This window comes from Actinokineospora inagensis DSM 44258 (assembly GCF_000482865.1).
GTDB lineage: Bacteria > Actinomycetota > Actinomycetes > Mycobacteriales > Pseudonocardiaceae > Actinokineospora > Actinokineospora inagensis.
The window spans coordinates 20,791-31,334 of the sequence record NZ_AXWW01000074.1 but is presented as its reverse complement, the minus strand read 5'-3'; the positions used below and the strand labels follow the sequence as shown (position 1 = coordinate 31,334).

At 70.5% G+C, this 10,544-nt stretch carries 11 protein-coding genes; 7 read left to right on the top strand and 4 right to left on the bottom strand.

Translation table 11 applies throughout. The features are described from left to right. Window positions 1-163 precede the first annotated feature (163 nt). Both neuC and H504_RS0123765 read right to left on the bottom strand, forming a co-directional pair. Window positions 164-1,405 (bottom strand): UDP-N-acetylglucosamine 2-epimerase, encoded by a 1,242-nt coding sequence (gene neuC, locus H504_RS0123770; RefSeq protein ID WP_245614432.1) that lies wholly within the window; start codon window positions 1,403-1,405, stop codon window positions 164-166. A gap of 549 nt (window positions 1,406-1,954) precedes the next feature. Continuing rightward, window positions 1,955-2,998, bottom strand: a complete 1,044-nt coding sequence (locus H504_RS0123765; protein ID WP_035305701.1) for an N-acetylneuraminate synthase family protein — start codon at window positions 2,996-2,998, stop codon at window positions 1,955-1,957. A gap of 105 nt (window positions 2,999-3,103) precedes the next feature. On the opposite strand from H504_RS0123765, the gene wzm reads away from it, so the two are divergent. The 4 genes from wzm to H504_RS0123745 are packed head-to-tail and all read left to right on the top strand — an operon-like array spanning window position 3,104 to window position 6,926. Then, entirely contained in the window at window positions 3,104-4,015 is a 912-nt protein-coding gene (gene wzm / locus H504_RS0123760) for a galactan export ABC transporter permease subunit Wzm/RfbD (protein WP_245614431.1), read from the top strand. A gap of 13 nt (window positions 4,016-4,028) precedes the next feature. Beyond that, the gene (wzt, locus tag H504_RS0123755; RefSeq protein ID WP_026424813.1) at window positions 4,029-4,820 is read left to right on the top strand and encodes a galactan export ABC transporter ATP-binding subunit Wzt/RfbE; all 792 of its coding nucleotides are present in this window, start codon (window positions 4,029-4,031) and stop codon (window positions 4,818-4,820) included. Beyond that, window positions 4,817-5,713: a galactofuranosyltransferase GlfT1 gene (glfT1, locus tag H504_RS0123750; RefSeq protein ID WP_026424812.1), complete on the top strand. Its 897-nt coding sequence runs from the start codon at window positions 4,817-4,819 to the stop codon at window positions 5,711-5,713. The genes wzt and glfT1 overlap by 4 nt, the downstream gene beginning before the upstream one ends. Before the next feature lie 19 nt (window positions 5,714-5,732). Beyond that, complete coding sequence (locus H504_RS0123745; protein ID WP_026424811.1) at window positions 5,733-6,926, top strand: FAD-dependent monooxygenase; 1,194 nt, start codon at window positions 5,733-5,735, stop codon at window positions 6,924-6,926. Between the two features lie 55 nt (window positions 6,927-6,981). Here the strand turns inward: H504_RS0123745 and H504_RS36665 are convergent, their stop codons facing one another. Beyond that, window positions 6,982-7,488 (bottom strand): DUF6817 domain-containing protein, encoded by a 507-nt coding sequence (locus H504_RS36665; protein ID WP_035305686.1) that lies wholly within the window; start codon window positions 7,486-7,488, stop codon window positions 6,982-6,984. A 104-nt stretch (window positions 7,489-7,592) separates the two neighbouring features. Between H504_RS36665 and H504_RS36660 the strand changes: the two genes are divergently transcribed. After that, window positions 7,593-7,874 (top strand): hypothetical protein, encoded by a 282-nt coding sequence (locus H504_RS36660; RefSeq protein ID WP_051386196.1) that lies wholly within the window; start codon window positions 7,593-7,595, stop codon window positions 7,872-7,874. 6 nt (window positions 7,875-7,880) lie between these two features. On the opposite strand, the gene H504_RS0123730 is transcribed toward H504_RS36660, so the two are convergent. Beyond that, on the bottom strand, window positions 7,881-8,312 hold the full coding sequence (locus H504_RS0123730; RefSeq protein ID WP_026424810.1) for a GtrA family protein: 432 nt from the start codon (window positions 8,310-8,312) through the stop codon (window positions 7,881-7,883). Between the two features lie 79 nt (window positions 8,313-8,391). Here H504_RS0123730 and dprE1 point away from each other — a divergent pair, with 79 nt between their 5' ends. After that, window positions 8,392-9,759, top strand: a complete 1,368-nt coding sequence (gene dprE1, locus H504_RS0123725) for a decaprenylphosphoryl-beta-D-ribose oxidase (RefSeq protein WP_026424809.1) — start codon at window positions 8,392-8,394, stop codon at window positions 9,757-9,759. Beyond that, window positions 9,756-10,511, top strand: a complete 756-nt coding sequence (gene dprE2, locus H504_RS0123720; protein WP_026424808.1) for a decaprenylphospho-beta-D-erythro-pentofuranosid-2-ulose 2-reductase — start codon at window positions 9,756-9,758, stop codon at window positions 10,509-10,511. Before dprE1 ends, dprE2 begins: the two co-directional genes overlap by 4 nt. Window positions 10,512-10,544: the final 33 nt, after the last annotated feature.

Sequence of the window (10,544 nt, the reverse complement as noted above, 5' to 3'; positions counted from 1 at the left end):
GGGTTCACCGGATCGTGTGAGGCGGGGGTGGGCGCTTGGGCGGGGCGATGAACGTGGGTGTGGAGGTGGGGTGGGGGGCTCGTGAGAGTGCGGTGGTGGGTGTGGGGGCGCCGGGTTGCGGAAGGCGTGGGGGGTGAGTTGGCCGGGCCAGGTGCGGGGTGGGTCAGCGGTCGATGAAGTGTTTGTAGAGGGTGGGGCGCCAGAGGGTGGGGCCCTCGAAGAGTTCGATGATGCGTTTGCGGGCGCCGGGTTCGCCGAAGCCGTGGAAGGCGGGGAGGCGGGGGAGGCTGGCGACGGCGGTGAGGGCGGCGGTGATGGCGGCCGGGGTGGGGGGGACGTCGAGGACGGCTTGGGCGGTGGTGCGGCCGCGTTGGCGGGTGCCGATGTTCACCGCGCGGGTGCCGACCACCGGGGCTTCGCGGACGCCGGATGAGGAGTTGCCGAGCATCACTTCGGCGTGGCGCATGAGGGTGACGAAGTGTTCGAAGCGCATCGACGGGAGGCGGGCGAAGCGGGGGCCGGTGAGCCGGTCGAGTTGGCGGCGGATGTCGGCGCAGCCTTCGTCGTTGTTGGGGTCGATGATGACCCAGTCGAGGGTGCCCGCGAGGACGGCGTCGACCACGGCGGCGGCGTGGGTCGAGTTCGACTCGGGTTCGGTGGTGACGGGGTGCATGAGCAGCACGCCGTAGCGGGTGAAGGGGATGTCGTAGCGGGTGCGGACCTCGTCGGGGGTGGGCAGGTCCGGGGACGTCAGGATGTCCGTCTCGGGGCTGCCGACGACGAAGACGCGGTCTTCCTCCTCGCCCATCTGCAGCAGTCGGGCGCGGGCGGTGTCGTTCGCGACCAGGTGGACGTGGGCGTGTTTGGAGATCGAGTGGCGGACGGCGTCGTCGATGGTGCCGGAGACCTCGCCGCCCTCGATGTGGATGACGCGGACGTTGTGCAGGGAGCCGACGAGGGCGGCGGCGAGGGCTTCGACGCGGTCGCCGTGCACGACGATCGCGTCCGGGCGTTCCTCGTTGACCAGCCGGGCCAGCGCCTGGACCGTGTTCGCCAGGACGAGGGCCATCGGCTCGCCCTCGATCTGGTTGGGGATGAGGTGCAGGCGGCGCAGGCCGACCCGTTCGACCTCGCGCACGGTGTAGCCGTAGCGGCGGAGCAGGTGCATGCCGGTGACGACGACCCGGGCGGACAGGTGGTCGCTGTCCTGCACGGCCAGCATGATGTCGCGCAGCTTGCTGAAGTCCGCCCTGGTGCCGGTGACGAACAGGACCTCGCGGCGGTGGTCGGGCGCCACCTCGTCCGACACCCTCACGTCTGACACGCCCACGTCTGACACCCCCACGTCCGGCGCCGCCACGTCCGGCGCCGCCACGTCCGGCGCAGTCACGTCTGGCGCAGTCACGTCTGACCCCGGTGGGCCCCGCCCGACAGCGGGTCCGGCCCCGCGGACGGCCCGCGGAGTCGTCCACAGCCCGTCGAGTTGTCCACAGGCGAGCCCGAGCGCCCTTGACAAGCCGCCCGGTGCGCTACGTTCAGGAATGGGCCCCCGGCCCCCGGGAGGGTGGGGCCCTGCGTAGCCGCCGGGGTGAGCCAGGACAAGCCGAACACGCCGGAGCGGCGGGTGAACGGCGACTGGTCGTGGGTCGTGATCCTCGGCAATCGCAAGGAGAACGCCGACCTGGCCATCACCCTATGCCTGGGTCTCATCGTGACCTGCGCGGCAGCCCGCGTTGGCAGACCTGACATCAGGGCCGAGGGCGCCCGGTCCGAGCACGACCGGTCCAGCGCCGCCAAGTCAGGCGTCAATGGCGAGGGTGACCGGCCCAGCGCCACCAAGTCAGGCGCCAGAGCCGAACACGACCGATCCGGCGCCCCCAGGTCAGGCGTCAGGGGCGCAAGTACCGGATGCGAGGTGGGCGGGTGCGGCGAACCGGGGCCGGGATTCGGCGAGTCAGGCGTCGGCAAGGTCGGACCAGGCCACCTGGCGGTCGGCTGGCAGGTTGTGGGCGGCACGGCGGCCGAGGAGGTCGCGGTAGTGGACGGCGAGGATTTCGCCGGTGCCGGGGCGTTTGACCCAGAGGTTGGCCTCGGTCAGTTCCTCCCCCGCGGCGACCGGGGTGGTGGTGACGACGCTGGCGTAGGCGAAGTCGATGGTGGGTTTCTCCAGGTCCAGGATCTGTTTCGACCCGCCGAGCGCGGCGTGGATCAGTCGGGAGCCGCGGACCAGTTCGCCGAACTCGGCGGGGGTGGAGGAGACCGGGATGTCGGGGCCGGGCCAGCTCATGTCGGAGGTGAAGTGCCGTTCCAGCACCCGGGCGCCCAGCGGTACCGCGCCGAGGCACGGGTAGATGGTCGTGGTGTGGTCGGAGAGGCCGAGCACCGCGTCCGGGAAGGCCGCCCCCAGTTCGGCCATCGCGCCGAGGCGGACCAGTTCGGGTGGGGTGGGGTAGAGCGAGGTGCAGTGCAGCAGCGCGTACCCGACGCCTGCCTCCCTGAGGATCTCCACGGCGGGCGCGATGGTGGCGATGTCGTTCATGCCGGTGGACAGGATGACCGGCTTGCCCAGCGACGCGATGTGCTTGACCAGCGGGTAGTTGTTGCACTCGCCGGAGCCGATCTTGTACGCGGCGACGTCCAGTTCGGCCAGCCGGTCGGCGGCGGCGCGGGAGAACGGGGTGGACAGGAACACCATCCCGCGTTCCTCGGCGTGCGCCTTGAGCTCGCGTTCGACCTCGGCGGACAGGGCGCAGCGCTGCATCATCGCGTAGATGGGCTCGTCGGCGTTGCCGGGGACGACGTCGTTGGGGATCATCTCGTCCTCGACGACGTGGGTCTGGAACTTGACGCACTCGACCCCGGCGTCGGCGGCGTCGTCGACCATGCGGTGCGCCTTGGCCGGATCACCCTCGTGGTTGATGCCGATCTCGGCGACCACCAGGGGCGGGTGCGCGGTGCCGACGGGGCGGGTGCCGACGAGGAATTCAGACAAGATCATCTCCGGGAGTTGGCCGCAACCGGTCACCGGCGAGTCTAACCAGGTCGGCGCGCTGGTCCGCCCGGCGAGCACCTGGGCGGTGTACCGCCGGTAGGCTCAACCACTGTGCAGGCAACGAGCGCGATAGACATCCCGGTGACCCCGGTGGTGGTGCATTCCGGGCGGAGTTGGGCGCGCGCCGGCAAGGACATCCGGGACGGCCTGGCCGCCCGGGAGCTGTGGGGCCACCTCGGCTGGCAGGACATCAAGCAGCGGTACCGCCGTTCGGTCATCGGCCCGCTGTGGATCACCATGAGCATGGGGGTCACCGCGGCGGGCCTCGGCCTGCTCTACTCCCAGTTGTTCGGCGTGGCGATCAACACCTTCCTGCCGTACCTGACCGTCGGGTTCATCGTCTGGGGCTTCGTCCTGGGCTGCCTGACCGAGGGTGCGGACTCGTTCATCGCCAACGAGGGCCTGATCAAGCACCTGCCCGCGCCGCTGACCGTCTACGCGCTGCGCACGGTGTGGCGGCAGACGCTGATGCTGCTGCACAACATGCTCGTCTACTTCATCGTGCTCGCGCTGTTCTTCGGCTCGTTGAGCGAGCCGTACCGGCTCTCCGAGCACGGCCCGCTGCAGCCGGGACTGGGCTGGAGCGCGCTGCTGGCCATCCCGGCGTTCGTGCTGCTCGCCCTCAACGGCGGCTGGGTGGCGCTGCTGTTCGGCATCATCAGCACCCGCTACCGGGACATCCCGCAGGTCATCAACGCGTTGACGAACCTGATGTTCTACGTCACGCCGATCGTGTGGCCGGTGGACGTGCTGACCAACAAGCTCGGCGCGGGCGACTGGCGGCTGGTGCTGATCGAGCTCAACCCGCTGTACCACTTCGTGCAGATCCTGCGGGCGCCGTTGATCGGCAGTGAGCAGAGCTGGCACCACTGGGTGGTCGTCGGGGCCATCACCGTGGTCGGGTGGGCCCTGGCCTTCGTGGCGATGCGCAACTACCGTGCCCGTGTCTCTTACTGGGTCTGAGCGAGGCGGCGACATGGTCAGCATCGAGGTAGCGAACGCCTCCGTCGATTTCCCGATCTTCGACGCGAAGACCCGGTCGATGAAGAAGGCGGTGCTCGGCAAGGTCGGCGGCAAGATCGCCACCGAGGCCAGGGTGCCGGTCATCGAGGCGCTGCACGACATCAACCTGGTCCTCAACGAGGGCGACCGGGTCGCCCTGGTCGGGCACAACGGCGCGGGCAAGTCGACGCTGCTGCGGCTGCTGTCGGGCATCTACGAGCCGACCAGGGGCACCGCGCAGATCAGCGGCAAGATCGCGCCGGTGTTCGACCTTGCGGTCGGCATGGACCCGGAGATCTCCGGGTTGGAGAACATCCTCATCCGGGGCCTGTTCCTGGGGATGACCCGCAAGCAGATGCAGGACCGGGTGGAGGACATCGCCCAGTTCACCGAGCTCGGCGACTACCTGCACATGCCGCTGCGCACCTACTCCACCGGCATGCGGGTGCGGCTGGCGCTGGGTGTGGTGACCTCCATCGACCCGGAGATCCTGCTGCTGGACGAGGGCATCGGCGCGGTCGACGCCGCGTTCATGGCCAAGGCGAAGGACCGGCTGGTCGACCTGGTGCGCCGGTCCGGGATGCTCGTGTTCGCCTCGCACTCCGACGAGTTGCTGTTCGAGCTGTGCGACTCCGCGATCTGGATGGACGAGGGCCGGATGCGGATGCACGGCTCGCTGCGCGAGGTGCTGACGGCCTACAAGGGCCGCGACCCGTTCGAGTACATGAACCCGGAGACCCTGGAAAGGCTCGGCGAATCTCGATGACCCGGTTGCCTGCGGGTGCCGTCGTGGCCGTGGTGGTCACCCGGCACCGGCGCGCGCTGTTGGCCGATTCCCTGAAGGTGATCGCGGCGCAGACCCGGCCGCCGGACCACCTGGTGGTGGTCGACAACGGGCCGGACGACTCCGCCGAAGACGTGGTCGCCGACTGCCCGCTGCCGTCGACTTACCTTGTGTCGCACCGAAACCTGGGTGGCGCGGGCGGGTTCGCGCTGGGCATGTTGCACGCGCTGTCGATGGGCGCGGACTGGCTGTGGCTGGCCGACGACGACGGTCGCCCGGCCGACGAGTCGGTGCTGGAGACGCTGCTGGACGTGGCGCGGCGGCGGGACCTGGCCGAGGTGTCGCCGATGGTGACCAACATCGAGGAGCCGGAGAAGCTGGCCTTCCCGTTGCGCCGCGGGCTCACCTGGAAGCGGTCGGCGGACGAGCTCGGCGAGGAGTTCCTGCCCGGTATCGCGTCGCTGTTCAACGGCGCGCTGTTCCGCGCGGACACCCTCGACGTGGTCGGGGTCCCGGACTACCGGTTGTTCTTCCGCGGCGACGAGGTGGAGATCCACCGGCGGCTGGTCCGCTCGGGGCTGCCGTTCGGCACCTGCCTGCGCGCCGCGTACCTGCACCCGGACGGCTCCGACGAGTTCAAGCCGATGCTGGGCGGCAAGCTGCACGCACAGGACCCGGACAACCTGGTCAAGCGCTACTACACGTACCGCAACCGCGGGTACCTGCTGTCCCAGCCGGGCATGCGCAAGCTGGGCATGCTGGAGGTCTTCCGGTTCGGGCTGTACTTCCTGGGCACCAAAAAGGACCCGAAGGCGTTCTTCGAGTGGCTGAAGCTGGTCCGCAAGGGACGGCGGGAGCAGTTCTTCCGACACTGACGGACGAGTGGGGGGCGCGGTGAGCGGTACCAGGGTGTTGGTGGCGGGGGCGAGCATCGCGGGGCCCGCGCTGGCCCACTGGTTGCGTCGGCGGGGGGCCGAGGTGACCGTGGTGGAGCGGGCTCCCGAGTTGCGTCCCGGTGGGCAGGCGGTGGACGCGCGCGGGGTGGCCAAAGAGGTCATCGAGCGCATGGGGCTGGACGCGGCGGTGCGCGCGGCGTGCACCGACACCGCGGGCGCGTACACCGTGGACGCGAACGGGCAGGTGCTGGAGACCTTCCGCGCCGACGACGACGGTGGCGACGGGTTCATCGCGGACATCGAGATCCTGCGCGGGGACCTGTCCCGGGTGCTCTACGACGACACCCGCGACGGCGTCGACTACATCTTCGGCGACCGGATCGCGGAGCTCACCCAGGACGCGGCCGGGGTCGACGTGGTCTTCGCGGGCGGCGACCGGCGGCGGTTCGACCTGGTGGTCGGGGCGGACGGGCTGCACTCGGGGCTGCGGGCGATGGTCTTCGGGCCGCATGAGCGGTTCCTCCGCCACCTCGGGCACGTGCTGGCCTTCTACAGCGTGCCCAACGAGTTCGGGCTGGATCGCTGGCTGCTGGAGTACCAGGACCAGGAGTCCGGGCGCTCCGCACTGCTGCGCCCCATCCAGGACGCCACCCGGGCGATGGCGATGTTCTACTTCACCTCGGCTGACTTCGCCGTCGACCACCGCGACGTCGCGGCCCAGAAGGCCATGCTGCGTGCGCGGATGGCGGGCCTGGGCTGGTTGACCCAGGACATCCTCGCGCACCTGGACGACACCCCGGACTTCTACCTCGACCAGGTCGCCCAGGTGGTGCTGGACCGCTGGTCGAGCGGACGGGTGGGGCTGCTCGGGGACGCGGCGTTCAGCTCGTCGCCGATGTCCGGGCAGGGCACCGGGCTGGCCCTGGTCGGCGCCTACCTGCTGGCCGGTGAACTGGCCGCAGCCGGGTGGGACCCCGATGCCGGGTTCGCGGGCTACGAGGCGCGGATGCGCTCGTTCGTCGAGGCCAACCAGGAGATCGGCAGGTTGAACGCGCGCAGCCGCGACATCCCCGGGCCTGCCGCCGAGCCGGGCCCCGACTTCGCGAGCGAGTGGTTCACGGACCTGGTCGGACGCGCGCTCAACGGCGTCGAGCTGCCCGACTACGCCGGGGTGCCGGACTCAGGGGCCTAGCCGCCACGGCCAAGCGGTTGGGCGCCAACGTCCACTGTGGACTAAGGGGTGATCCTCACAGCCGTTCAAGGGCCTCCACGGCGGGCAGGCTCGCGTAGGCGGACCACGAACCCAGCCGCAGGCGCAGTTCGGCGGCGTGGCGGCGGCGCAGCAGCGGGCTCTGCGCCATCACGTCGAGTTCGTTGGCGTAGGTGATTTCCACGATGTCGCGCAGCAGTCCACCGTCGACCTGGGTGGAGGCGCCGGTGAAGCGGTCGCGGACGACGCCGGTGAGCAGCCGGGGGTAGCTGAAGTCGCGGTCGAGGGCGCAGTAGGCGTAGACGATCGACTCGGCCTCGACCCCGATGAGGTCGACCACCACCGGCCGCTCGTGCGGGGAGACGAGGGCGTGTGGGAAGCCGTCGGTTCCGTAGGCGGCGTGCGCCAAGCCCGCGAGTTGCAACGCCGGGCGGGCACCCCAGGCGGTGAGTGCGTCGCGGGTGCGGCCGAGGTGGGCGAGCAGGGTGCCGCCCGGGTGGGCCAACTCCCGCGCGCCGCGCGCAGCCAGGAACTCCTCGATCATACCGGGAGGCTACGCTCACCCGACCGGGTGCGTCCGCCGTGAGCGGATCCGCTGTGGGCGGAACTTCCTTGTGCGACAAGGGTTTCCCATGGTGTGGTCGAGGCATGAGCGAGCAACGGAGCGAACAGCGGCACGCCCTGGTCCTGCACCTTGCCAGCGGCGGCGAACCCCTGGTGTACCAACTGTCCGAGCGCAGCGCGCTGAGCCTGACCGGGCGGCTGCCGGTGCTGATGTCCTCCGGCGGCGTCGACAACCCGGAACTGGCGGACGGCACGTCCGCCTCGATCAACTTCGGCACCGTGGCGAGCGCGCACCTGGACCGGCTGCCCGCGCACGTGCGGGTCTACGGGAGTCCGGACAACCGCACCCACGGCTTCGGCGGGTAGCGGTGGTCAGCCCCTGGCGGGCGCGCGGAAGATCACCGTGCGCAGCAGCACGAAGTTGATGGCGGTGCCCACGCCTTGGGCGATGATCCAGGCGAGGGCGTACTGCCAGCGGAAGGCGGGCAGCACGCCGAGCATGAGGGCGTTGGTGCCGACGTTGACGAAGAAGGTGACGGTGTAGAGCAGGGCGAAGCCGCCCGCCTGGCTCGCGCCGCCCTTGGTGACGGCGTCGGTGAAGGTGAAGCGCTTGTTGAGGAAGTAGGCGGTGGTGGTGCCCAGGATGAAGCTGATGGCCTTCGCCGCGTGCACCCACAGCCCGGTGTGCAGCAACAGCCAGTAGCTGCCGGAGTCCACCAGGGCGCAGAACCCGCCGACCAGCACGAACCGCACGAGCTGCTGGAGCAGGCCAACCCGCTGGATGTCGTCTCGGACCTCGGCCATGTCGTCTCGTCCCTGCTGTCGGCCCCGACCGGCGGGGACAAGTCTAGGAGTGCGGCCGGGCCCCGCTACCCTGGGCCCGGTGGAGCCAGGAACGTTCGAGACCCGCGCCCTGACCGGTTGGGGGCGGACCGCGCCCACGGTGGCGGCGGTGGCCAGCCCCACCTCCCCCGACGACGTCATCGCCGCGGTCAAGACGGCGGGTCCGCGGGGGGTCATCGCCCGGGGGCTGGGGCGCTCGTACGGCGACCCGGCGCAGAACGCGGGTGGCCTGGTGCTGGACATGACCGGGGTGGACCGGATCCACTCGATCGACGCCGACTCCGGGCTGGCCGTGCTGGACGCCGGGGTGAACCTGGACCAGTTGATGCGGGCGGCGCTGCCGTTCGGCCTGTGGGTGCCGGTGCTGCCGGGGACCCGGCAGGTCACCGTCGGTGGCGCGATCGGGTCGGACATCCACGGCAAGAACCACCACTCGGCGGGCAGCTTCGGCAACCACGTCCGGTCGCTGGACCTGCTCACCGCGGACGGCCAGGTGCGCACGCTCACCCCGGACGGTCCCGAGTCGGACCTGTTCTGGGCGACCGTGGGCGGCATGGGCCTCACCGGGGTCATCCTGCGGGCGACGGTGGCGCTCAAGCACACCGAGTCGGCCTACTTCATCTCGGACACCGACCGCACCGCCGACCTGGACGAGACGCTGGCGATGTTCGCCAACGGCTCGGACGACGACTACGACTACTCGATGGCGTGGTTCGACTCGATCTCCACCGACGGCAGGCTGGGCCGGGCGGTGTTCTCCCGGGGCTCGCTGGCCAAGCTGGACGAGCTGCCGAAGAAGTACCGCAAGGCGCCGTTGCGGTTCGACGCCCCGCAGTTGCTGACCCTGCCGGACGTGTTCCCCAACGGGCTGGCCAACAAGTTCACCTTCCGGCTGCTCGGTGAGGCCTGGTACCGCAAGGCGCCCAAGCAGTCCCGGGGCCAGGTGATGAACCTGACCGCCTTCTACCACCCGCTGGACATGTTCGGCGAGTGGAACCGGGCCTACGGGTCGCGTGGTTTCCTGCAGTACCAGTTCATCATCCCGTTCAGCGCGGACGCGGAGCTTCGCTCGATCGTGCGGCAGATGGCCGAGTCGGGGCACGTGTCGTTCCTCAACGTGCTCAAGCGGATGGGCGCGGCCAACCCGGCGCCGATGTCGTTCCCCTGCCCGGGGTGGACGGTCACCGTGGACTTCCCGATCGGGCCCGGCCTGCACGAGTTCTGCGCCCGGCTCGACGAGCAGGTGCTGGCCGCGGGCGGTCGGCTCTACCTGGCCAAGGAGTCCCGGACGGACCCGGAGACCTTCCACCGGATGTACCCCCGGCTCGACGAGTGGCGCGCGACCCGCCGGTCGGTCGACCCGGACGGCCTGTTCACCTCGGACCAAGCGCGAAGGCTCGGACTTTGATCAACGCAGTCGGTACCCCGCAGTCCCTGCTCCTGCTCGGCGGCACGTCCGAGATCGGGCTCGCCATCGCGGAGAACTACGCCCGGCAGCGGCCGCTGACGGTGACCCTGGCCGCGCGCCCGTCGGCCCGGTTGGACGCGGCGGCGGAGAAGCTGCGCGGCCTGGGCGCGACCGTGCGCACGGTGGCTTTCGAGGCCCGCGACCTGGAGTCGCACCCGAAGGTCATCGAGGAGGCGTTCGGCGACGGCGACATCGACGTCTCCGTGGTCGCGTTCGGCCTGCTCGGGGACGCCGAGAAGCTGTGGCAGGACCACGCGGCCGGGGTGGAGGCGGCGCAGGTGAACTACTCGGCGGCGGTGTCGGTCGGCATCGCGCTGGCCGAGCGGCTGCGCAAGCAGGGCCACGGGTCGGTGGTGGCGCTGTCGTCGGTGGCGGGCGAGCGGGTCCGCCGGTCCAACTTCGTCTACGGCTCGACCAAGGCCGGTTTCGACGGCTTCTACCTGGGTCTCGGCGAGGCGCTGCGGCCCGAGGGGATCCACGTCACAGTGGTCCGGCCCGGGTTCGTGCACACCAAGATGACCGAGGGCATGAAGGCCGCGCCGATGGCCACCACGCCGGACAAGGTCGCCCAGGTCGCCGTGGACGCGGTGCGCGCCAGGCGCGATCTCGTGTGGGCGCCCGCCCAGTGGCGGCTGGTGATGTCGGTGCTGCGGCACGTGCCGCGGCCGATCTTCCGGAAGCTGCCCATCTGAGCGGTTCCGCCCGTCCACGCACCTGAACGCCGT